The 24,705-nt window shown below is 50.6% G+C and carries 19 protein-coding genes and 1 other annotated feature; of the genes, 1 reads left to right on the top strand and 18 read right to left on the bottom strand.

Annotation, left to right across the window (positions count from 1 at the left end):
* Positions 1 to 5: 5 nt before the first annotated feature.
* The 16 genes from MHH48_RS08340 to lonB all read right to left on the bottom strand — a co-directional run bounded on the left by MHH48_RS08340 (position 6) and on the right by lonB (position 21,578).
* Positions 6 to 1,409: a folylpolyglutamate synthase/dihydrofolate synthase family protein gene (locus MHH48_RS08340; protein ID WP_076323125.1), complete on the bottom strand. Its 1,404-nt coding sequence runs from the start codon at positions 1,407 to 1,409 to the stop codon at positions 6 to 8.
* Between the two features lie 7 nt (positions 1,410 to 1,416).
* Entirely contained in the window at positions 1,417 to 4,086 is a 2,670-nt protein-coding gene (locus MHH48_RS08335) for a valine--tRNA ligase (protein WP_076323124.1), read from the bottom strand.
* A gap of 112 nt (positions 4,087 to 4,198) precedes the next feature.
* Positions 4,199 to 4,500: a binding site (T-box leader), on the bottom strand.
* Between the two features lie 190 nt (positions 4,501 to 4,690).
* Positions 4,691 to 6,037, bottom strand: coding sequence for a LysM peptidoglycan-binding domain-containing protein (locus MHH48_RS08330; protein WP_076323123.1), 1,347 nt, complete (start codon positions 6,035 to 6,037; stop codon positions 4,691 to 4,693).
* 163 nt (positions 6,038 to 6,200) lie between these two features.
* On the bottom strand, positions 6,201 to 7,109 hold the full coding sequence (locus MHH48_RS08325) for an RluA family pseudouridine synthase (protein WP_076323122.1): 909 nt from the start codon (positions 7,107 to 7,109) through the stop codon (positions 6,201 to 6,203).
* On the bottom strand, positions 7,106 to 8,401 hold the full coding sequence (gene hemL, locus MHH48_RS08320; RefSeq protein WP_076323121.1) for a glutamate-1-semialdehyde 2,1-aminomutase: 1,296 nt from the start codon (positions 8,399 to 8,401) through the stop codon (positions 7,106 to 7,108). The genes MHH48_RS08325 and hemL overlap by 4 nt, the downstream gene beginning before the upstream one ends.
* A gap of 33 nt (positions 8,402 to 8,434) precedes the next feature.
* Complete coding sequence (hemB, locus tag MHH48_RS08315; protein WP_076323120.1) at positions 8,435 to 9,436, bottom strand: porphobilinogen synthase; 1,002 nt, start codon at positions 9,434 to 9,436, stop codon at positions 8,435 to 8,437.
* A gap of 55 nt (positions 9,437 to 9,491) precedes the next feature.
* Entirely contained in the window at positions 9,492 to 11,048 is a 1,557-nt protein-coding gene (gene cobA / locus MHH48_RS08310) for a uroporphyrinogen-III C-methyltransferase (protein WP_076323119.1), read from the bottom strand.
* 4 nt (positions 11,049 to 11,052) lie between these two features.
* Positions 11,053 to 12,009, bottom strand: coding sequence for a hydroxymethylbilane synthase (gene hemC, locus MHH48_RS08305; RefSeq protein WP_076323118.1), 957 nt, complete (start codon positions 12,007 to 12,009; stop codon positions 11,053 to 11,055).
* Between the two features lie 3 nt (positions 12,010 to 12,012).
* Complete coding sequence (locus tag MHH48_RS08300) at positions 12,013 to 12,672, bottom strand: NAD(P)-dependent oxidoreductase (RefSeq protein ID WP_076323117.1); 660 nt, start codon at positions 12,670 to 12,672, stop codon at positions 12,013 to 12,015.
* A gap of 6 nt (positions 12,673 to 12,678) precedes the next feature.
* A complete protein-coding gene (gene ccsA, locus MHH48_RS08295) occupies positions 12,679 to 13,509 on the bottom strand; it encodes a cytochrome c biogenesis protein CcsA (protein WP_076323116.1) in 831 nt (276 codons plus the stop codon).
* Between the two features lie 19 nt (positions 13,510 to 13,528).
* Positions 13,529 to 14,935, bottom strand: coding sequence for a glutamyl-tRNA reductase (gene hemA, locus MHH48_RS08290; RefSeq protein ID WP_076323115.1), 1,407 nt, complete (start codon positions 14,933 to 14,935; stop codon positions 13,529 to 13,531).
* Between the two features lie 337 nt (positions 14,936 to 15,272).
* Positions 15,273 to 15,671, bottom strand: a complete 399-nt coding sequence (gene speD, locus MHH48_RS08285) for an adenosylmethionine decarboxylase (RefSeq protein WP_076323114.1) — start codon at positions 15,669 to 15,671, stop codon at positions 15,273 to 15,275.
* Positions 15,672 to 15,960: 289 nt separating this feature from the next.
* Positions 15,961 to 16,551, bottom strand: coding sequence for a non-ribosomal peptide synthetase module (locus MHH48_RS08280; protein WP_076323113.1), 591 nt, complete (start codon positions 16,549 to 16,551; stop codon positions 15,961 to 15,963).
* A gap of 214 nt (positions 16,552 to 16,765) precedes the next feature.
* Positions 16,766 to 17,410, bottom strand: a complete 645-nt coding sequence (yihA, locus tag MHH48_RS08275; RefSeq protein ID WP_083659682.1) for a ribosome biogenesis GTP-binding protein YihA/YsxC — start codon at positions 17,408 to 17,410, stop codon at positions 16,766 to 16,768.
* A gap of 16 nt (positions 17,411 to 17,426) precedes the next feature.
* Positions 17,427 to 19,763, bottom strand: a complete 2,337-nt coding sequence (lon, locus tag MHH48_RS08270; RefSeq protein ID WP_076323111.1) for an endopeptidase La — start codon at positions 19,761 to 19,763, stop codon at positions 17,427 to 17,429.
* Between the two features lie 84 nt (positions 19,764 to 19,847).
* Complete coding sequence (gene lonB / locus MHH48_RS08265; RefSeq protein WP_076323110.1) at positions 19,848 to 21,578, bottom strand: ATP-dependent protease LonB; 1,731 nt, start codon at positions 21,576 to 21,578, stop codon at positions 19,848 to 19,850.
* A 403-nt stretch (positions 21,579 to 21,981) separates the two neighbouring features.
* On the opposite strand from lonB, the gene MHH48_RS08260 reads away from it, so the two are divergent.
* Positions 21,982 to 22,185: a hypothetical protein gene (locus MHH48_RS08260; RefSeq protein ID WP_076323109.1), complete on the top strand. Its 204-nt coding sequence runs from the start codon at positions 21,982 to 21,984 to the stop codon at positions 22,183 to 22,185.
* A gap of 30 nt (positions 22,186 to 22,215) precedes the next feature.
* Here the strand turns inward: MHH48_RS08260 and ispG are convergent, their stop codons facing one another.
* Both ispG and clpX read right to left on the bottom strand, forming a co-directional pair.
* Entirely contained in the window at positions 22,216 to 23,325 is a 1,110-nt protein-coding gene (gene ispG, locus MHH48_RS08255; protein ID WP_076323108.1) for a flavodoxin-dependent (E)-4-hydroxy-3-methylbut-2-enyl-diphosphate synthase, read from the bottom strand.
* A gap of 113 nt (positions 23,326 to 23,438) precedes the next feature.
* On the bottom strand, positions 23,439 to 24,704 hold the full coding sequence (gene clpX / locus MHH48_RS08250) for an ATP-dependent protease ATP-binding subunit ClpX (RefSeq protein WP_076323107.1): 1,266 nt from the start codon (positions 24,702 to 24,704) through the stop codon (positions 23,439 to 23,441).
* Between the last annotated feature and the right edge of the window lies 1 nt (position 24,705).

Here is a 24,705-nt window from a genome sequence, read left to right as displayed (position 1 = left end):
AGATATCACCAACCTTTTTCAGAATCGGAAAGGCCCAGGAGGTTGGAACGCACGTCGGCAATCAGGTACAACGTGCCCGACACCACCCCAAGATCCTCCGCTTCCGTCCGTGACTTCAACTCTTCAAGTGCGTTTTTCCAATTTGGTTCTATGATGATTTGCAGTGTATGTTTGGCGTATTTCTCCCTTACCTGCTCTACGATGTCACCAAGCGCCTTGGCGTCCAGTTTCTTCCGGAAATCCGGTTCAGTCAGGATAAGCGTATCCACTATTGGCAGTATATGCTGCAAATACGATTCATGATGCTTATTTGCCAGCATTCCCATCATTAAGTTCAGTTTCCGATACTTATAGATCTGCGGCAAGCTTTTGGCCAAGGTTTCAGCCCCTTCGGGGTTGTGCGCACCATCGAGAACAATCCGCGGGGAGGACTGTACTTGTTCCAGTCTTCCCGCCCAGAAAGTATCCTTAAACCCTGTACGTAATTCTTCTTCATCCACGATAAAAGCCATGTACTGGCGAAGCACTTCCAGCGTCATCATGGCAAGCGCAGCATTGGCGCATTGGTGCTCGCCTTGCATCGAGATGTCCAGATCCATGTCCCGGAACGGGCCCTTAAAGCGGAAAGTCTGGCTTTCTTCATCCCCGCGCAGTCGTTCATAGGAGAATTGTTCATCTACGAGATACAGACTTGTACGTTTTTTTTCTACCGTTTGTTTCAGAATTTCGACAGCCTCAGGCTGAGTTACCGTACTCACCACAGGGACTCCAGGCTTGATAATGCCAGCCTTCTCCGTGGCGATCTCCTGAATGGTATCACCCAGAACGTCGGTATGGTCCATCCCGATATTCGTGATCACCGAAATGATGGGATGAACGATATTGGTCACGTCCAGGCGACCGCCAAGTCCCGTCTCCCATACCACTACATCCGGATAAGATACCTCGGCATAATACAGGATCGCAAGGGCGGTGGACACCTCAAACATCGTGGGCGATCCAAGCCCGGATCTCGCCACTTCGGCTACAAGCGGCTCTAAGCGATTCGCGAGCGCCAGCAGCGTCTCTTCCGGTATGTCCTCGCCGTTATACTGAAACCGATTGGTAAACTTCGTAATATAGGGAGAAGTGTAGGTGCCAACCGTGAATCCCCCTTGAAGCAAAACCTTTGTTAAAAAAGCGCATGTGGAGCCTTTTCCATTCGTTCCGGCCACGTGAATAAATTTCAACCGCCGTTCCGGATGGTCGAGCAGCTCCATCAATCGCTGAATTCTATCCATGCCAGGGCGGATTCCAAACGGAATCAGCCCATTGATCCAAGCTACCGCTTCCTCATAGGTATGGAACGGAGCTACAGCTGCTGCTGCCGAATGATCAACCATCGTTCTCACCTTCTGGTCCAAGTTCATCTTGCCCTCAGCCTCTCAATTCTTCGATGCGTGCGATCACTTTACTGCGTTTGTCCGAGTAATCCACAAGCTTCGCCCGTTCTTCTTCAATCACCTTTTCCGGTGCTTTCGATACGAAACCAGGATTGTTCAGCTTCTTCTCCACACGCTCGACTTCGCTGTTCAAGTGCTGAATTTCCTTCTCCAGACGCGTGATCTCCTGAGCGATATCGATCAACCCGGCAAGCGGCAGATACATTTCAACACCTGTAACCACAGCGGTCATCGCCTTATCCGGCGCCTCAAGCGCAAGGGAGGACTGATACTCCGACGTGTTGCAGAAGCGGCAAATATAATCCGCATTGCGATCGATAATGCTGGCAATTTGCTCGCTTACCGGCTTTAATTGCAGCTCCACTTTTTTGCTCATTGGTACGTTTACTTCCGCCCGGATGTTACGTACAGCGCGGATGACATCCATCAGCAGGTTCATTTCGGTAACGGCTTCCGTATTCTCAAACGCCTCATCATAGGTCGGCCATGAAGCCAACATCACCGTCTCGCCTTCATGCGGCAAATGCTGCCAGATCTCTTCGGAGATGAACGGCATGAACGGGTGGATCAAACGCATCGTGCGGTCCAGCACATAGGCAAGCACCGACTGCGTCTTTTTCTTGGCCGGTTGATCCTCGCCATACAGGGACAGCTTGGCAAACTCGATATACCAGTCACACAGATCATCCCAGATGAAATTGTAGAGCAGTCGACCGGTTTCGCCAAATTCGTAGGCATCAATTAGACGCGTAATGTCGCGGGAAGTTTCGTTCAAACGATGCAAAATCCACTTGTCGGCCGTTCCCAGCTCTCCGGAAATGTCGATATCCGCCGCCGTGAAGCCCTCCAGGTTCATGAGAGCAAAACGTGACGCATTCCAGATCTTGTTCGCGAAGTTACGCGCTTGTTCAACGCGTTCCCAGCGGAAACGAAGATCCTGACCCGGCGTACTGCCGGTCGATATCATATAACGCATGGCATCTGCGCCATACTGTTCAATAACCTCAAGCGGGTCGATACCGTTTCCGAGCGACTTGGACATCTTGCGGCCTTCGCTATCCCGGACCAGACCATGGATCAGCGTATCTTTAAACGGCATTTGATCCGTAAATTCAAGCCCTTGGAAGATCATCCGCGATACCCAGAACGGAATAATATCATAACCCGTCACGAGAACGCTCGTTGGATAATAACGTTTGAAATCCTCGCTGTCCAGATTCGGCCAGCCCATGGTCGTGAACGGCCACAATGCGGAGCTGAACCAGGTATCCAGCACATCCTCATCCTGTCTCAGATCATCCTTGCCAAGCTTCGCGCGCGCTTCCTCTTCATTCATGGCAACAACCACTTCGCCCGTCGATTCGGAATACCAGGCCGGAATCCGGTGGCCCCACCACAATTGACGGGAAATGCACCAATCGCGTACATTCTCCATCCAATGCAGGTAGGTTCGCTCGAAGCGGTCAGGCACGAAGTTAACGCCCTTGCCGGATTTCTGCGCATCCACAGCTGCTTCCGCAAGCGGCTGCATCTTAACGAACCACTGCGTCGACAGATAAGGCTCAACCACCGCACCGGATCTCTCGCTATGGCCAACCTGATGGACATGATCTTCGATGCGGAGCAATACGCCCGATTCCTTCATGTCGTTTACGATCTGCTTGCGGCATTCGCTCCGGTCAAGACCTTGGTACTTACCAGCAAACTCATTCATCGTCCCGGATTCATCCATCACGGTAATTTGCGGCAGGTCATGTCTCTGACCCATTTCGAAGTCATTCGGATCATGTGCCGGCGTAATTTTAACCGCTCCGCTGCCAAAGTCCTTCTCAACGTACTCATCGGCAATAACCGGAATCTCGCGGCCGACAATCGGCAGGACCAATGTTTTGCCGATCATGTCTTTATAGCGTTCATCTTCCGGATGAACGGCTACCGCCGTATCGCCAAGCATGGTCTCCGGACGGGTGGTTGCTACGGTAATGGAGCCGCTGCCGTCTTTCAGAGGGTATTGCAAGTGATACAAATGGCCGTTGACCTCTTTGTACTCCACTTCAATATCGGACAAAGCCGTGCGGGCAGCCGGGTCCCAGTTGATGATGCGTTTACCGCGATATATGAGCCCTTTATCATAGAGCTTAACGAATACTTCCCGAACCGCGTCCGACAACCCCTCGTCGAGCGTGAAACGTTCTCTGGAGTAATCGAGGGACAGGCCGATCTTGGACCATTGGTCACGGATTGTATTCGCATATAGATCCTTCCATTCCCACACTTTCTCAAGGAATTTTTCACGTCCCAGATCGTATCGGGTAACGCCTTCTTCGCGAAGCTTCTGCTCAACCTTGGTTTGCGTGGCGATGCCCGCATGGTCAGAGCCCGGCAGCCACAGCGCATCATAACCCTGCATCCGCTTTACACGAATCAGAATATCCTGCAGCGTAAAGTCAAGGGCATGGCCGATATGAAGCATTCCCGTAACGTTTGGTGGAGGAATAACAATCGTGTACGGCTCCGCATCCGGTCGTTTGCCAGCTTCAAAGAAGCCGCCTTCCTTCCAGTACGGATACCATTTTTGTTCAGCTGCCTTCGGATCATACGTCGTCGGCATTTCTAACTGGGATTGGTTTTGTTTTTGATCCATATTTTCGTACCTCCGATACTGTTAATCAGTTTTGCCAACCCGAAATGTTTTAGCCTCCGGGAGTGGGCATGAATATCAATGTTTGGCATGAAACAAAAAAAGCCCTTCGTCCTCAAAGGACGAAAGACTGTTCTCTCGCGGTACCACCTTTGTTTCGTGCTTATAAAATAATTCATCAACCGTGTCCTCCCATGAAGAACATGAAAGGCTTACGATCAAGCACGACACTTTACGCAGATAACGGCTGCGGCCGGCGAACTCTAACCAGGGTAGCAATCGATCCCTACTCTATCTCAAGTCCGCAACTCCGGGGTGACTTCGGCAAGCTGGTTCCTGCGGAATCTCACAGCGCTTGATAGCAATTCCGCTCTCTGAAGGCCATACCTTCCTACTCTTCCCGTTCAACGTTGTTCTAGCTTATGAAATACCTGTACATATTCTATTCAAATATACCGTGGTTGTTGCATATAGTCAATATTTCGAGTGTTTCCGATCGATTTAGACATCATACCTGCCGAATCAATAAATCTTATACATTGAAAAAGCAGGCCAAGGATGTCCTACCTTGACCTGCTTTTTCTTACGCAATTGCTCCCCCCACCGATTACTGGGGAATGTATAATACCTGTCCTTCTTCCACATTCTGCTCGGACATGCGGTTATATAACAAAAGCTCCCGCGGCGTCAGTTGATAACGCTCGGCAATCACGTCGAGTGTCTCCTCACGCTGTACAATGCACATCCGGACCTTGCGGAACGGCGTTTCCTCGCGGCGGTTACCCAGGAACAGACTCTTCCACTCCACATCCTCGGCCGAAGCCGAATCAACCAATTCCTCCGCCTCTTCTTCCTCGTCCCGAGCGGCTTGATCCTGAACCGTTCTGCTCGATTGAAGCAATGAAGATAAGCCTACACCCGATGTGCTGTTTGTGCTGCTGTTCTTCGAGTTGAAGGCCACCTTTAACTCCGGTTTGGTCGGAACCTCTTCAACTTTAACGGAAACCTCCTCCGTTATATCATCCATATCCTCCAAAGGTACTGCTCCCTCAGCAAAAACAGGCTGGGTTTCCTCCGTTTCCGGTGATTCCAGCACCGGTACGACTTCAACTTCTTCGTCCTTACGCTCAGTGACACCAGGGAAACCGGCTGCTGAATCTTCCTGCACCGGCTCCGGCTGGGAGGCAGCCCGTTCGAATTGCCATACACTTGGAATCGACGGCTCAGCTGCCTGAGCTTCCGTCTCGCTATGTAAGGCATATTCGACCGTATCCCGGGCTTCAGTCGCACCGGAGATGCTTAGGGTGCTGTCCGAGGCCTGTGAATCCCGAGTTTGGTTCTCGTACTGCGCCCAGGATGCCAGATACTGCTGTGTGCGTGCATCCGTCCCGGACTCTTGGGCTTTGGGCTGAGCCTCGTTGAAGTAAGAAGGTGAAGCCGAATTCGCGTCAGTGTTAGCTCCGCCTTGAAACTGGTCATACGGGTTGGCTGCGAACTGCTGCTCCCCGTTCGAATAATCTGTCGCTTCAGGAGCATGTACCACTGTGAATTCCTCATTGGCCCATACTTGGTCACGGGCTCCCGGAGCCGCCGCCTGAATTCCTTTGAGCGACAGAACCCCTGTAATGTTCAAGCTGCGCTTAGATAACAAATCCACGTCAAAATTCTCGATCTCGACCGCGATGTCATCCAATGATGATACCCGGTTCAGCGGGACCGTGATTTCGACCGGAATCCAGTGTTCGAGCGGCTCCGTCTCTCCGGCTTCGGTGTCACCTTTATACAGGCCTGCAAGAAGCAGATGACCCCGAAGCGTGGCCTGGTCCTGCTGACTGATCACCTGAATGTGCGGGATCAACTCCGCCTCTTCCAATTCATCGATTCCCGGCAAATCTTCCGTTAAATTAATACGCTCGTAAATATCGAACCGCAATCCGTAGGACTGGTCAAACACGGGAATGTCCTCCTTTTTGGCATATACTATCCGTGATCTGTTATCACGGCATGAGCCTAAGTTTTGCCACTCAATTTATCTATATGCCGAAAATAGGAGAGCATGACTTTTTTGCGAATTGTGCGTGAAAGTTACCGGTTCATTCAGGATTTTGCAAATTTTCTTAACGGCCTGCTGACTCTATGATTTGCTCTCTTAACTCCAACATATCCTGAGGCCAGGGCGCTTCCACCTCGATACTCTCGCCCGAGAGAGGATGAGTGAACAACAGACGTTTGCCATGCAGCGCCTGGCGCGGGAACGTCTCGGGTCCTCCGTATAAGGAATCTCCCAGAAGCGGATGTCCCATATGACTTAGATGCACCCGGATCTGATGCGTACGGCCCGTTTCCAGACGAATTTGCAGCAGGCTGGCTTTTGGATACACTTCAGATGAGAGAATATGCGTGATCGCATCCTGCCCGGTTAATGAAACCCGCCGGCGGCTTGCGTGATAGCGGTCTTTGCCTATCGGCAAATCGATTCTCTTCAGATCCTGCGAGACCCTCCCCTGAACGATAGCCGCATAAATCCGGACGATCTTCTTCTCCCGCATGGCCTCGTCAAGCTTTAGCTGCGCATATTCATTCTTGGCGTACAGTACGGGACCTGTTGTGTCCTTATCCAGCCGATGAATATGCCGGACTGCCGTATGAATGCCTTCGGCTTCGTAATATGCAGCTACCACATGATTCAGCGTCGTCTCCGTGCTCTCGTTGTCCGGATGGACCGCCATGCCGGCCGGTTTGTTCACGACCAGGCAGAAATCGTCCTCGTACAATACATCTAGCTTCTGCCATCTCGGTTCGATGCCGTAATCCCGATAAGGAAAAAGGACCAGCCGAAGCCGGTCCCCTCTCCATTGTATCCCTTGCTCATGATGAAGCTTGCGATACAGCTTCTCGGGCATACCGACCGTTTCCATAAGCCACTTGGCAGCAGCCTCGTTCCGATCCGGCTGACCTAACAGCGCCTTGCCCGGCGTCATCTCCAGCCATTCGCCGCGTTTGCTCCAATTGCCCCCGTAACTCATAGGCTCTTGAAGGCATTGTAGTTGGCTTCGATGGTGGCATCGATATCTTCCACCGTATGCGCTCCCGAGATGAACATGCCCTCGAACTGGGAAGGAGGTACGCTGACTCCCTCTTCTACCATCGCTGCAAAATATTGACGGAAACGATCCAGATCACTTGTCTTGGCCGTATCAAAATTGACAACCGGCGTATTCGTGAAGAAAGGACATACCATGGACCCGATCCGGTTGATCGTAAGCGGGATCCCGAATTCCTCAGCGTTTCGCTCAAATCCGGCCTGAAGGCGGGCTCCCCGTTCCTCCAGCTGTTCATAGATAGCAGGCGTCAACAGTTTTAGAGTCGTGTAGCCGGCCGCCATGGCGAGCGGATTTCCGCTTAACGTTCCTGCTTGATAGATCGGCCCTGCCGGAGCAATCTGATCCATCAGCTCACGCTTGCCTCCATAAGCACCGACTGGCAGACCGCCGCCGATCACCTTGCCCAGACATGTCAAATCCGGCGTAACGCCATAACGTCCTTGCGCACAGTTTAGATCCACGCGGAATCCGGTCATGACCTCGTCGAAAATAAGCACTGTACCATAATCGGCAGTGACCTTGCGGAGTCCTTCCAGGAACCCTGGCTGTGGAGGTACCACGCCCATGTTGCCGGCCACCGGCTCAACAATGACTGCGGCGATCTCTTCGCCGAACCGCTTGAAGGCAAGCTCTACCGACTCCAAGTCATTATAAGGAACGGCAATGGTGTTGGAAGCCACGCTCTCAGGGACACCGGGACTATCGGGAAGACCCAGCGTTGCGATGCCCGATCCCGCCTTGATCAGAAGGCTATCGGCGTGACCGTGATAAGAGCCTTCGAATTTGATGATTTTGCTGCGCCCGGTATAACCGCGCGCCAGCCGGATGGCGCTCATGGTAGCTTCCGTACCGGAATTCACCATTCGCACAACCTCCATAGACGGCACGCGCTCGCAGACGAGCTTCGCCATCTTCGTTTCCAACAGGGTTGGCGCACCAAAGCTGGTCCCCTTCGCAGCGGTCTCCTGAAGTGCTTCAACGACCTCAGGGTGCGCGTGGCCCATAATCAGCGGTCCCCAAGAACCTACGTAATCGATAAAGCTGTTGCCATCGATATCATATACGCGGCTACCTTCTCCGCGATCGATATAAATCGGCGTTAATCCCACAGATTTAAACGCACGTACCGGACTGTTGACACCGCCGGGAATGTATAACTTCGCTTCTTCAAAAGCAGAACGCGATAATTCTTCTTTCCGCATATCTTGGCTCATACGATGCACTCCTAACTCTTTAGTCGTTATTGGTTACTTGCTGCGCATCCAGCGTGCTGCATCCTTCGAGAAATACGTGATGATAATGTCCGCACCGGCACGCTTCATCCCCGTCAGCAGCTCCATCACAATCGCCTGCTCACTGATCCATCCCTGCTGAGCAGCCGCCTTAATCATGGAATATTCCCCACTTACGTTATAAGCGACAATCGGCAGATCAAACTGGTCTCTCAGCAATCTGACAACGTCAAGGTAGGCCATAGCTGGTTTCACCATCAGCATATCGGCGCCTTCCAGCACGTCCGTCTCCGCCTCGCGAAGCGCCTCTCTCACATTGGCCGGATCCATCTGATAGGTTTTACGGTCGCCGAACTGCGGCGCAGAATCGGCAGCTTCACGGAAAGGTCCGTAAAAGGCCGAAGCGTACTTAACCGAGTAAGACATGATCGGCACGTTATAAAATCCGGCTTCATCAAGTCCGGAACGAATGGCTTGAACAAAACCGTCCATCATATTGGAAGGTGCAATAATATCGGCTCCCGCCTTCACTTGGGAAACCGCTGTACGAACGAGCAGCTCCAGTGACTCGTCGTTTAATACATCGCCGCAGGTGTGACCGTCACGCTCAAAGGTATGCACCATACCGCAGTGGCCGTGGTCGGTAAATTCGCACAGGCACGTATCAGCAATCACCAGAAGATCGGGATACCACGACTTGATGAGACGGGTAGCCTCTTGGACAATCCCGTCATCCGCAAAACCGGATGTGCCTACGCTGTCTTTGGTCTCAGGAATTCCGAACAGGAGCACAGCAGGAATGCCTAGACTTACGATTTCGTCTACTTCCTCTTTCAAGGTATCGAGCGAAAAATGATAGACCCCCGGCATCGAGGAAATTTCGGATTTCACTCCACTGCCATAGGTAACGAAGATTGGCTGAACCAGATCCTCCGTATGAAGCACGGTCTCACGGACCATGCTGCGAATGCCGGCATTTTGACGCAGCCGACGATGGCGTACGATTGGAAAACTCATGACGTATACCTCCTGATGATGTAATTTTTGATCATGTATTTAAAAGAAAAGGATATTATGGCGCAACGCGGCGTGGATCGTTCTCATTCCAAATGCACAAGGCCTCCACCAGACTGTCGATCGTCGCTTCCTCGGCGAGGAGGGATACGTGCAGACCGGCTTCCTCTGCCGTCTGGGCGGTTAAAGGTCCGATGCAAGCAATCGTCGATCCTTTTAACAGTTCGGCAGGATCTGCTACGCCCATCCCCTTCAGCGCCTTCAGCAGATTGGTAACGGTAGAGGAACTGGTAAAAGTAACGGCGTGAATGCCGCCATCTTGAAGCAGCTTCAACAGCTCATCATCATCCTCACCACACAGCACGTTCTCATAGATCACGGCTTCCGTCACGTGCAGTCCCATTTCCGTCAGCTTCTCCGGCAGCCACCTGCGTGCCAGATCGCCGCGAGGCAGCAGCACACGCTGACCAGGCTTGAGCTCTGAACCGTAAGCATCGATAATGCCTTCCGCCTGGTACCGCTCCTTAATGACTTCAGCGGCTATGCCGTAATTACCAAGAGCATGGGCTGTTGCTGGGCCAACCGCGACGATGCGGGCAGAGGCTAGGGAACGAATATCGCGCCCATTCTCCTTCAATTGGCGGAAAAAGAATTCGACTCCGTTCACGCTGGTGAAGAATACCCACTCATACGTACTCAGCTTGTCCAGTGCTTGCTGAACGCCAGCAAGCACATCGTCCTTCGAAGGCATGACGATGTCGATGACGGGAAATTCATAAGGCTCTCCGCCGAGCTCTTCGATTTGGGATACCAATGCACTGGCCTGGCTTCGGGCCCTCGTGACCAGAATTCGTTTACCGAACAGAGGCAGCCGTTCTGCCCACTTCAGGTGCTCCCGCTGAAGCACCACCTGTCCAACAACGATGACGGCAGGCGGCTGAAAATCCGCTGCCTTGACTCTGTCCTCGATGTCCGCCAGCGTCCCCGTCAGCGTATCTTGCTCCGCTCGGGTTCCCCATCTAATAAGAGCCACCGGGGTTTCTGGCGGCCTGCCGTGTTTGATCAGTTGACGACTGATATAGCCGATCTTGGCCACACCCATCATAAAAATCAAAGTCCCCGTTGCATTGGTCACCTTATCCCATTGAATCATCCGGTCCAGCTTTTCGGGACTTTCATGCCCGGTAATGATGGATAAAGATGAAGCATGGTCACGATGCGTCACCGGAATCCCGGCATAAGCCGGAACGCTGATCGCTGAGGTGATCCCCGGTACAATCTCGTACAAGATGCCATGACGGTATAACAGCTCCGCTTCTTCGCCTACTCTACCGAAGATGGTTGGATCGCCGCCCTTTAAACGGACGACCGTCTTGCCTTCCAAAGCGTAATCAACCAGCAGCTGATTGATCTGCTCCTGCTTCATCGTATGCCGATCGGGGAGCTTGCCTACATAGACCTTCTCCGCTCCGGGCTTCATCCACCGCAGCAGCCGAGGGCTGGCTAATCGGTCGTACACCACGACATCTGCCTTCTCAATGCATTCCTTGCCTTTAATCGTGATCAGGCGTGCATCGCCCGGTCCTGCTCCCACGAGATAAACCTTGCCTGCCATCCCCTCAACCCCTAACTTGTGCCAGTATCTTCTCCGCTCCTTTAGCTTTCAGCTTTGCAGCCACTTCCACTCCGAGCGATTCAGGGTCGGTTCCTTCGGCGCTTTCCTTCAATACGATTTCGCCGTCAGGAGAGCCAACCATTCCTGTTAATTGTATAACGTTTTGTGCTCCGCGGGAATCTTCGGCATCCACATTCTTCAGGACAGCGTAAGCCCCGATAGGCACCTGGCATCCTCCGTTCAGCTCGCTCAGAAACTTGCGTTCAGCCGCAACGGTTCGTGCGGTGACATCATCATTATAAAGTGAGAGCAAATGCAGCAGCTCAGCATCGTTCTCGCGGCATTCAATCCCGAGTGCGCCCTGGCCAACGGCAGGCAGGCTGATTTCAACCGGCAAGTACGATGTGATCCGGTCCTCCCAGCCCATGCGCTGAAGACCTGCGGTCGCCAGAATGATGGCCTGAAATTCACCATCCTCCATTTTGCGAATGCGAGAATCGATATTCCCTCGAATCCATTCGATCTGCAGATCCGGCCGATAGGCCTTGAGCTGGCTGGACCGGCGCAAACTGCTTGTCCCCACTTTGGCACCTGTAGGAAGGTCATCCAGCGTCGCCCCTTCTTTGGAGATCAGGCAATCACGAGGATCCTTTCTTGCCGGCACCGCGCCGGATACCAAACCTTCGGGCAGAACAGAGGGCATGTCCTTCATGCTATGAACCGCCATATCAATCTCACCGTCGATCATCGCCTGCTCGATTTCTTTGACAAACAATCCTTTGCCGCCTACCTTGGAAAGCGTAACATCCAGTATGCGGTCGCCCTTGGTGACGATTTTCTTGACGGTGAAGTCATAGTCCAGACCATGCTCCTTGGCTAAACGCTTTAAATCATCGATAACCTGTCCTGTCTGTGTCAGTGCCAGAGCACTTTGTCTACTGCCAACTACGATTGTGCGCATCTTTCATTCCTCCTGATTATTCGCAATCCACTGCTTGATTTTATCCTCACTCCAGGGCGCATAACCTTCGCGGCGGATCTCTCCGAGCATATCCATGCGGTATGCCTTGTGCAGCAGCCGCCTGCGTGCATCAGCAGACTCCACCTCTTCCCTGATTATCGAACGCATCCTATATAAAAAATCCAAGTAATCCTCATACTCAGGCCCGAACTGTTCTTCGAGATCGTCGCGTATACCGCGTGCGGCCATCGGCCCAGCTCCTGATGTTGATACAGCCAGTGTAAGCCTCCCTCGCCGCAGCACCGTCGGGTTGATAAACGTCCCGGCCTCGCCGTTGCTGGCTACGTTAACCAACACGCCAAGACGATCGGCGTCCTCCGCTATCTTCAGGTTCAGCATGCTGTCGTCCGTTGCCGCATGAACCATGAACGCGCCTGTCAGATCGTCTGATTGATACTTCCGCTTCGTCCATCGAAGAGCCTTCTCATTGGCCAAACGTTGAAGTTTCTCGCTTCGTAGTATGGGACTTAGAATATGTACGCTTGCTCCGGCATTCAGCAGGGTGTCGGCTTTACGTTCCGCCACCTTGCCGCCGCCGACAATCAAGCATAGACGTCCCCTGCAATTCAGCAGGATGGGCACATAATGATCATCATATGCCATCTGCCATCACACTCCTGACCAACTATGGAAAGCGGACCACGTATTGAGAAAGAAATTCAAAATAATGAATCCATACCCGATTAAGGCCCATATGGCTGCTTCCCTGCCTGACCTTCTCCACAGGCGACGTTTGATGAAATAAACCAAATACATCGCAAGAGCCGTCAATGTAGACAGGACTTTGATATCCAAGAACAAGGTCCATCGCCCAGCCATGGCCACCGACATGACGGCCAAAATGAGCGACATGACCAGAATAATCGTTCCAGCCATCAGCGCTTTATAAGAATAAACATCAAGCTTCTCCAGACTTGGCAGCCTGCGGATCGTATCATTCCATTGCTTGTGCTTCAGTTTCCGGTGAAGGAACATATAAATCGCCGCAAACACAGCCCCGACGGTCAAAGCGGCGAAGCTGACACTCGCCAGGGCAATATGAATTAGCAAGAGACGATGTTCCGTCTCCCAGCTGTACAATGCATTGTCTCCCGCCGTGAACCATAAACGATTGACCAGCATGACGCTAAACCCGACGAGGTTCATTAAAAGGACGGCAAATTCCGACCGCTTCAAATACGCCAGGGCAATCGAAGTAATCGATATGCAGAACGCCAGCAGGAACAGGAAATCAAACAGCGTAAACACCGGGAAGTGGAAATGTCCGCCTTCCATCGCTCTGATGCTGATTCCGGTGAATTGTAACAGTGCAGTAATAACAAGAAGCCCTGTGCCTATCCGCTTCGCCACCGAATTGCGTGAAACGCAATCCGAGATATAAAACAGAAGGCTCAGGGCATAGATACAAATGCCGGTGATATAAATTAAGTTTAACAGCATGGGTTTGTACTCACCCTCCTCAAAGGGTGGCTGGGGCTAGAGACACCTTAAGCGGTTTCTCTTCTGCCTGCTGATCTACAGCATTCTTCGTCCGTTCAGCTTTAACGGGTGCAGTTGCTTTCTTGTTGCGGCTGCGGGCTTCCTGCTCATTCTCATGGATCAGGCTTTCCAGCGCAAAGATTTGTGAAAAATAATCCAGTGCTTCACCGCCCTGCTTGCCGCCCGTCATTTCCTTAATCCGGTTAATGGGATCATGCATCATCTGGTTAACGATGCTCTTGGTCAAACGACGGATGACTTTTCGCTGGCGTTCATCCAGTTCTGGAAGCTTGTTGAACAAGCTTTCCATCGTTTCTTCATGAATGGTATTCGACTTCTCCTGCAAGGCCCGAATCGCCGGTCTGACACCGAGCGTCTTCAGCCATGTGTGGAATGCATCCATCTCTTCTTGAATCATTACTTCAATCTTCGCTGCTTCCACCCGGCGCATTTCCATATTGGTCTCTACAATGCCTTCCAGATCATCAATATCGTACAAGAACACATTGGAAAGTTCACCAATCGCTGGATCGATATCCCGTGGCACAGCAATATCAATCATGAACAACGGGCGGGCCTGACGTTTCTTCATGCTCTCTTTAACCCGCTCCGCATTCAGAACATATTCATTCGAGCCCGTAGAGCTAATAATAATATCGACTTCATGCAGCAAATTCTTGGCTTCGGCTATGGTGCACGGCGTCCCTTGGAACTTGCGTGCAAGTTCCTCCGCACGGCCAAGCGTACGGTTGGCTACAATTACTTCCGCAGCACCGTTGGCATAAAGATGCTTCACGGTAAGCTCGCTCATCTTGCCTGCGCCGAGAATCATTACTTTTTTGTCGTTAAACGTACCGAAAATCCGTTTACCCAGTTCCACCGCAGCATAACTGACAGAAACAGCACTCTCTCCGATCGATGTCTCGGAATGAGCCCGCTTGCCGAGCGTAACAGCTTGCTTAAACAACATATTAAACCAAGTACCGGTGGCATTCTGCTGCTGCGACGTCAAAAAAGCATTGCGCACCTGTCCCAGGATCTGCGTCTCTCCAATGACCATGGAATCCAAGCCGCAAGTAACCTTAAACAGATGGGAAATCGCTTGTTCGTCTTCATATATATAGAGGTGCTGTGTAAATTCTTCACGATTAATGCCGAACCACTGTTCCATAAAACTGCGGATAAAGTAGCCGCACATATGAAGGCGGTCTACCACAACATAAATCTCAGTACGGTTGCAGGTAGCGACAATGACGCCTTCCAATACGCTCTTGGTCGAATTTAGCTGCTCTAACGCCTTCGGCATGTCTTCTTCCGAGAATGTAAAACGTTCTCTGACTTCCACGGGCGCCGTGCGATAGTTCAACCCAACAACGACGATGTGCATTGCATGTTCACCTGCCTATTTCTCCGAGTAATTTTGCCGTTCACAACGGACTGTCTTGACCCTGTTCATTATATCACAGTATATTGAGCACCCTTGTCTATTTTATGAAATGTTTATGAAATCCCCATACTTCTTCATTCCATTCATGAAGATTTCTACCTGTAGATCGTACCTTACTATTGTGGATATAGAACACCTCAGATATACGTGTTATTTTCTACGAAATCTCATTTCAGAGAACGACGGACTGGAAATCGGCCGTACTTCTCAATCCCAAAATAAATAACCATGGAAACCTCCATGGTTATCAGTATAGGCATTTTTTTAGAAGGCTGGATTAAACGAGTTCAGCCTGGTTCATCTCAGGCGTTTCCACGGTCATTTCGCCGAGTCCTCGCACGAGTTTCTTAGCATAGCATTTTTCAGGTTTCAAAGCGGATACCAGATAGTCAATAGCCAGTTGCGGATCTACTGTCTCCCCGCAGGTATAACAGTCAATCGCAGCAAAACCTCTCTCAGGGTATGTGTGAATCGAGAGATGGCTTTCCGACAGCAACACCAGCACAGTTGCACCTTGTGGTTCAAATTGCTTGGATTGGACGGACATTACCGTTGCTCCACATGCTTCAGCGGCTTCCACCATCTGAGCTTGCAAAAATTCTGCACTGTTCAATAGTTCAAAATCGACTCCCCAAGTATCAACAGCAACGTGTCTTCCGAAAGTTGAGTATTCCATCTTCCGGTTTCCCCCTTCCTAGGAATAAAATGTTTGAAAATTTCATCCGCTAGGACCTACGTCATTCACTTCCCGAGGGAATAATCTCTCGCAACATTACATGTCCTGAGTGAATCCTGGTTCCTATATTCTTTTCAACGAGATTAAAAATAACATCTATGACGCTTAAATGCAACACCTTTTTCGAAAATAACCCATAAATATTTTACAGCTCAATATATGTGCGAATGAACCACTTGGTGTCATGGATCCGTGAATAAAAAAGGCGCCCTGTTACAGGGCAGCCTCCTTAGGCCTCTAGCACGAATAGGCGTTGATTAAACCGTCGCAGCCGCTCATCTATGGTCTTCGTAATAAGATTATCATTCCCTGCTGCAATCCGTTGGTCCAGAAGCACGTTAATATGATGCTGGATGGATTCGATCTCTTTCTCTGCTTCATTGCTGTTGAAGAGTCGCTGCAGCTCTCCTGCCGTATTCTTGTACTCATAAATGACAATGCTGTCGTTCCCGGTGACTTGCGTAATTCTGTGCACCGTTCCCGCGTGGTAGTCGTAGCTCATCGTAAAGCCGCGATAAATCCGATTCACTTTACCTGATCCCTTAAAAGCCGCAAACAATTTGCGTACGGCATTTGTCAGATGGGGAGTAACCAATCGGCACGACAGCTCACAGACGTACAAGCCATTCTTGCGTTCAAAGGGCAAATGAACTTCTTCCCCGCTTTCATCTTCGAGCACGAACTCCTGCTCTCCGCTATCCATGACTTTTACCCGGTTAGTAACCCGGAAAGCTTGGGTATACTGCAGAAATTGATCCATTTGAATATCCGTCATTTGCATTGTGGCATTAACATATTCTGTGGCTAACCGCTGAGCCATAAAAATCTCCCTCAATTCTTTTAACTTACTACCATTATACAGCAAATCCAAGCGGTCTTTCCTGTCTTTCGAATGAGAATATCCATCATATTTCATAAAAAAACGGAATTAGCCGGAATCAGAGCGATATTTCCCGCAAGATGCTCACTTTCCTGTAAAGAATTCACCGATTCCCTATATTAGCCTTGAAAAAAATATCACGAAATTAATCGGATCAGGCTTGCTCATTGCCTTCCGTTTCCGAATCCAGATATGGCTCTTCCTCTTCATCCATAGTCCCCATATGGGACTCCATGATGGCCCATAACTCATCTTTACCCAGACCGAGCTCGGATGAAAACATGACAAAAGAGTGATAGGGTTTGAAGCCTAGTGTTTCCTTCACGATCTTTACATGCTTCTCACGGCGCGTTTTCGGAATTTTGTCCGCCTTGGTCGCAACCACGCATACCGGCCGGTTATAATGCTGCAGCCATTCATACATGCTGATGTCATCTTTTGAAGGCGGGTGACGCATGTCCACAATCAGTAATACAAGCTTCAGTTCTTCCCGGCTGAGCAAATATCTCTCAATCATTTCGCCAAATGCCGCACGCTGGGTCTTGGATACCTTCGCATAACCATAGCCGGGAAAATCGACCAGATACAGGTCGTCGTTCACCCGATAATAGTTGAGCTGCTGGGTTTTCCCCGGTGTTGCACTGGTTCGGGCCAGGTTCTTACGGGATATCATACGGTTAATCAGTGATGACTTGCCCACATTGGAACGCCCTGCCAGAGCAATTTCCGGCAAGGCGTCTTCAGGATATTGAGCAGGTACGACAGCACTGATGACAAACTCGGCTTTCGTAACTTTCATAATTAGACTTTCCTCTCTAGTGCACTCCCGCTTGTTCAACGAGCGCATGCTCCAGAACCTGATCCATATGGGATACCGGAACGAACTCAACGTCGTTCTTCACGCTGTCAGGTATATCACGCAAGTCACGTTCGTTATCCTTAGGGAGTAATATTTTTTTGTAGCCGGCACGGTGGGCTGCCAGGGATTTCTCTTTCAAGCCACCAATCGGAAGAACACGTCCCCGAAGTGTAATCTCCCCCGTCATGGCCACATCACGGGCTACATGCCGTTTGGTTAAAGATGAGATAAGAGCCGTCGCAATCGTAATGCCGGCTGAAGGGCCGTCCTTCGGAATGGCTCCCTCCGGGATATGGATATGGACATCCAGCTTCTCGTGGAAATCCGGATCAATGCCCAGTTCTACCGCCTTCGAGCGGGTAAAACTGAAGGCTGCTTGAGCCGATTCCTTCATCACATCACCCAGTTTACCCGTCAAGATCAGCTTGCCGGTACCAGGCACCACGGTAACCTCAATGGTCAGCGTCTCGCCGCCCACTTCCGTCCACGCAAGCCCTGTTACCGTGCCTACTTGATCTTCAAGCTCGGCCATACCATAGCGAAACTTCGGAATACCGAGATATTCCTTAATATCGTCAGCCTTAATCTCAATGGATTCCGATTGATTAGTCACGATCTGTTTGGCGGCTTTGCGGCATAGGGCAGCCACTTGCTGCTCCAGATTCCGCACCCCAGATTCACGGGTATATTCCCGGATCACCTTCATGAGTGCTTCCTCGTCCAGAATTAACTGCTCCGGCGCAAGACCATGCTCACTCTTCTGCTTGGGCAGCAAATAACGATTGGCAATCTGCAATTTCTCCAGCTCCGTATAGCCTGGAATGTACAGCACTTCCATCCGGTCCAGGAGCGGTCTTGGAATGTTGTGAAGCACATTCGCCGTTGTGACAAACATGACGTTAGACAAATCAAAAGGAATTTCCACGAAATGATCGCTGAACGTATTGTTTTGCTCAGGGTCAAGTACCTCAAGCAGTGCGGAAGATGGGTCGCCGCGGAAGTCGGAGGCCATCTTATCGATTTCATCCAGCAGGAACACAGGATTCATCGAACCCGCTGTTTTCATGCCTTGAATGATACGTCCCGGCATAGCCCCAACATAAGTGCGCCGGTGACCGCGGATTTCCGCCTCGTCTCTTACTCCGCCTAATGAAACACGCACGAACTTGCGTTCCAAAGATCGGGCAATAGAACGGGCCAGCGATGTTTTACCGACCCCTGGAGGACCAACAAGACAAAGAATAGGCCCCTTCATCTTCTTCACCAGCTTTTGGACCGCCAGATATTCCAGCACGCGTTCCTTCGGCTTCTCGAGACCGTAATGATCCTCATCCAGCACTTGCTCCGCTTTGACGATGTCCAGATCATCCTCGGTCTTGTTCGTCCATGGCAGCGCCAATAGCCAATCGACATAGTTCCGAATCACGCCGCCCTCTGCAGAGCTCGCCGGCATTTTCTCGAGTCGGTCGATTTCCTTCTCTACCTTCTCATGTACGCGCTCCGGCAGCTCAAGCTCCTGAAGCTGACTTCGAAGTTCCTCTACTTCCCCTGCACGGCCTTCCTTGTCGCCCAGCTCTTTCTGGATGGCCTTCATCTGTTCGCGCAAATAGTATTCCTTCTGGGTCTTCTCCATTTGCTTCTTGACCCGCTGGTTGATCTTGCGCTCCAGCTCCAGCACTTCACGCTCGTTATTCAGTATATCTAGAAGTTTCTCGAGGCGTTTGCGAACATCAATTGTTTCGAGAATTTCTTGCTTATCCTTGATCTTCAGTGACAAATGACTCGTAATGACGTCCGCCAGTCGGCCCGGCTCATCAATATCGGAAACGGCCGCCAGTGTCTCTGGTGTCACCTTCTTCGACAGATTGATATAATTCTCAAACTGAGACAGTACGGTTCGCATTAATGCGGAAACTTCAGGGTCATGATTCTCTTCTTCGGGAAGCTCCCGAGCGATGACCTCATAGTATTCCTCTTGATCCGTATATTCAATAACTTCCGCCCGTTCCATACCCTCCACTAGCACACGTATGGTACCGTTAGGAAGCTTAAGCATCTGGCGTACATTCGCAACTGTGCCAATCCGAAAAATATCATCCTGCGTCGGTTCTTCAATGTTCACTTCCGATTGAGAACATAGGAGAATCAAATTGTCTTCAACCATCGCCTTTTCTAAAGCCTTTACCGATTTCTCCCGGCCTACATCCAAGTGAAGCACCATACTTGGATAGACCAACAGACCTCTCAAAGGCAGTAAAGGAAAACGACGACCTTTGGATTTACTGGGTCCCATCGCTTTCGCACCTCCAATGGCTCTCAATGTTGACACTATTCCTATTTTATCAAATCTGCGTATAAAAAACCAACCAAACGAAGCTTAACATCCTCCGGCGTCCGTTATTTTGCCGTTGCGCGGAGGCGTCGCCTGCAGCAATGAAGCGGAAGCGGATGGAAATACCTCGTTTGCAGGGAGCTGTACCAACTCCGGAGCGAACGATCCACCAAAAATATGGCTGAATACTTCATCCAGCGACTCTACCGGAATTACCCGCAAACCGCCGCTCAAATCCTGAAACAGCGTCTGCCAGTTGTCTTTAGGGATGATGACGCGGGTAGCACCTGCCTGGAATGCCGCCTCCACTTTAGCGATGACCCCGCCTATCGGTTTCACTTTTCCATGAATACTCATCTCGCCGGTCATGGCGACCTTGTTATCGACTTCAATTCCTTTGATGGCTGATACAATTGCTGTTGCCATCGCAATACCGGCGGAAGGACCGTCAATCGGTGTTCCTCCGGGAAAATTGATGTGCAGGTCATAGTTTTTAGGTGTAAAGCCCATCGAACCCAGCACGGTTAGCACATTCTCGATCGAGCCTTTGGCCATGCTCTTGCGACGCAGCTTGCGCGAGCCTCCGCCAAATTCCTCTTCATCCACAACCCCGGTGATATTGTAGGTACCCCGGCCCTCTTCGACAGGAACCGCAGATACTTCAATTTCAAGCAGTGCCCCCATATTCGGGCCATATACGGCCAATCCGTTTACTACGCCAATCTGAGGCTTCTCCGGTATTTTCCGGTCGGGCCTTGGCTGAAGCTGGCTGCTGCTGGCTACCCATTCTACATCCGCCGCTCGCAGCGAATCTCGCTTCTCCGTCAAAGCAAGACCGGCAGCCAATTGAATCATATTGACCGCTTCCCGTCCATTGGAGCAGTACTGCTTCACAACTTCCACCGCTTCAGGCGCTGCATTCAAACCAATTTTCTGAATGGCATCCTCTGCAATTCTCCCAATTTCTTCAGGCAAAAGCGGACGGAAAAAAATCTCCATGCAGCGCGAGCGAAGTGCAGGAGCAATCTCTTCGGGCGAACGTGTCGTAGCACCCACCAGACGGAAGTCTGCCGGAAGGCCATTTTGAAAAATATCGTGTATATAGGCAGGTGTATTGGCATCCTCCGAATTATAATATGCACTTTCAAGCAGTACCTTGCGGTCCTCCAGCACTTTTAAAAGCTTATTCATCTGGATGGGATGCAATTCCCCGATTTCATCAATAAACAGGATCCCCCCATGGGCCTTGGTCACCGCACCCGGCTTCGGCTGAGGAATGCCTGCAACCCCCATGGCACCGGCACCTTGATAAATCGGATCATGAACAGACCCGATGAGCGGGTCGGCAATTCCCCGTTCATCGAAACGGGCCGTCGTTGCGTCGATTTCCGTGAATTTTGCGTCATATTTAAACGGCGATTGCGGGTTCTTCTTGGCTTCCTCCATCACGACGCGGGCAGCAGCAGTCTTACCGACCCCCGGGGGTCCGTAAACGATGACATGCTGAGGGTTCGCGCTGCATAGCGCTGCCTTTAAGGCGCGCAAACCGTCCTTTTGCCCCACGATGTCATCCATCGTTTGCGGCCTTGTTTTCTCAGCGAGCGGTTTCGTTAGCGATATCGACCGGAGTTTTCGGAGTTTATCGAGCTCCTTGCGCGATTCCCGATCCACCGCTGTTTTGCTTGTCTTCTGTCCGCGCAATAAATTCCAAAAATAAATGCCGATGATGACCGCAAAAAACAGTTGCACCAGCATAATTACGATACTTAAATTCACAAGTCATTCCTCCTGTACTCCATTATGTCTTCATCCAAACGTTAATACATGGTAGTATTGCCGATTCCTCGGATGGTAAAACGCGGGAGGGGGAACAAATTGTAAAAGAGGGTGATTTAATCAGGATGCATTAACGAAGTCGTAAAGTATCAAAAAGTGGATGGGAGACGTTGTGAGACGCTCCGCGGACGTATCGTTCCTCCGATCGCTGTTGTTTCCGAATTTCATGAATGACGAGTACCAATGTAGAAATTCGGAAACAAAGGCGAACGCATCCGCTTCTCCGGAATCGATTCGTCCGCTCCGCTGGTGCGGCGCATGGCATCCTTCTAAATCATGGGGGTGGGAGAGTGGGTAGTGCTGGGCTTTCATAAAAAAGAAGCTCAGTTAGGAGCGATGATACTTGGAACAACAGAACGCACCATTGCAACTTTATACTAAAAAGCGACCACTTGTCTTGGTTCACACTGCTATACCTTATAAGTTCAAAATACGTTCAATGAAATGTGAGAAACAGACCTTGGACTTCGTTGGACCTATTGCTTCCTTAGAAAACAACAAACAAAACGGCAGTCTCTCCAATCCAGAGACTGCCGTTTTAATATAAGCGGATATATTAATGACTTAGTTATCCAGCTTAGACCGTGGATTTGTGCTTGCGGCCCGGGATTTCACCCGTTTCCTCGTACACCTTCACGATATGATCGATTTCTTTCTTGAGCTCTTCAACCATAGTCTCTTCGGGTACCTTACGGATCATCTCTCCGTAACGGAAGAGCAAACCTTCACCCCGAGCGCCGGCAATACCGATGTCGGCTTCTCTTGCCTCGCCGGGGCCGTTTACGGCACAGCCCAGAACGGAAACCTTAATCGGCACTTTGATCTTCGAGATATATTCCTCCACCTCATTGGCAATGGAGAACAAATCGATATCCAGACGTCCGCAGGTCGGGCAAGATACCAAGGTTGCAGCATCCGAGATCAGACCGAAGGATTTGAGCAGCTCCCGGCCTACCTTGATCTCTTCCACAGGATCGGCACTCAAAGAAATACGCATCGTGCTGCCGATTCCAAGAGACAACAGTGCGCCAAGTCCGGCAGCACTCTTGACGGTACCCGAGAACAGGGTGCCTGCTTCGGTTATGCCTAAATGAAGTGGGTATGGTATAACTTCCGCCGCCTTGGTGTAAGCCGCAATTGCCATCGGTACATCAGAAGCTTTAAGAGAAACGATGATATCATGGAAATCCAGTTCTTCCAAGATGCCGATATGATACAAGGCGCTTTCCACCATGGCTTCCGGTGTCGGATACCCGTATTTTTCAATGAGATGATTCTCCAAGGAACCGGCGTTAACTCCGATTCGAATCGGAATCCCCTTCTCTTTGCATGCTTTCACGACAGCCTCGACCTTTTCACGCTTACCGATGTTTCCCGGATTGATCCGGACTTTATCGATACCGTTCTCGATCGCCATCAGGGCAAGCTTGTAGTTAAAATGAATATCCGCCACAAGCGGAATATGAATGCGTTTCTTGATTTCCTTAATGGCTGCAGCTGCTTCCTCATTGTTCACCGTAACGCGAACGATCTGACATCCCGCTTCTTCCAGACGGAGTATCTCGGCAACGGTCGCCTCCACATCTGCTGTTTTGGTGGTGCACATGCTTTGAATAATGACTTCGTTCTTTCCCCCAATAGTGAGATTCCCCACCTTGACGGGCCGTGTGTCTTGTCTCAAAAACATGGTACGATCTCTCCCATATAACGCCAAAGCTCCACTCCAATCAACCCAATTGGGTATAACTGGAAGTGGAGAATCAGCGTAGATTTATTCCACGTCTAATGCGCTAGAGCACATTAGGCGCTTTCTTCTTGTTTCTTATCGTCTTCGTTACTTTTGGCTTGCAGTTCAGGAATCACTTTATCACGAACGACTTGCTCCGTAATGACGCAATCCTTAATATCATCTCTGGACGGCGCTTCGTACATCACATCCAGCATGATGCTTTCAATGATGGAACGCAGTCCGCGTGCGCCGGTATTGCGCTTAATGGCTTCGCGGGCAATCGCTTCTAGCGCACCTGGCTCAAATTTGAGGTTTACGTTGTCAAATTCAAGCAGCTTTTGGTACTGTTTTGTCAGCGCGTTTTTCGGCTCGGACAGAATCCGTACCAATGTTGCCTCATCCAATGGTTCGAGCGTAGACACAACTGGCAGACGACCAACGAACTCCGGAATCAAGCCGAATTTCAGCAGATCTTCCGGCAGAACCATCGTCAGGTATTCACCTGGCTTAAGATCCTTCTGGTTTTCTCCGGCTGCATTAAAGCCGATGACCTTTTTACCGATCCGGCGTTTAATGTACTGCTCCAATCCGTCAAATGCACCGCCGCAAATGAACAGGATGTTCGTCGTATCGATCTGGATGAATTCCTGATGTGGATGCTTGCGTCCACCTTGCGGAGGCACGGAAGCAACGGTGCCTTCAAGAATTTTCAGCAGGGCCTGCTGAACCCCTTCACCGGAAACGTCACGGGTAATGGACGGGTTCTCCGATTTACGAGCCACTTTATCGATCTCATCAATATAGATAATGCCGCGTTCCGCTTTTTCCACATCATAATCCGCTGCTTGAATCAGCTTCAGCAGAATGTTCTCAACATCCTCACCTACATAACCAGCTTCGGTCAGTGAAGTTGCATCTGCAATAGCGAACGGCACGTTGAGAATTTTGGCCATGGTTTGCGCGAGCAATGTTTTACCGGAACCTGTTGGTCCGAGCAGCAAAATATTACTCTTTTGCAATTCAACGTCCTCAATTTTGTTCTGGGTATTGATGCGCTTATAGTGATTGTAAACGGCAACGGAAAGGGACTTCTTCGCTTGATCCTGACCGATTACGTATTGATCCAGAATGTCACGAATATCACGAGGTTTCGGAATATCCTTCAGATCCACTTCTTCCTCATGGCCGAGTTCTTCCTCAACGATCTCTGAACACAAGTCAATACACTCGTCACATATATAAACACCGGGCCCCGCAACCAGCTTGCGGACCTGCTCCTGCGATTTACCGCAGAAGGAGCACTTCAGCTGCCCTTTGTCATCGTTAAATTTAAACATG

This window comes from Paenibacillus sp. FSL F4-0100, assembly GCF_037993005.1.
GTDB lineage: Bacteria > Bacillota > Bacilli > Paenibacillales > Paenibacillaceae > Paenibacillus_AQ.
This window is presented reverse-complemented; position numbering and strand designations above follow the sequence as displayed.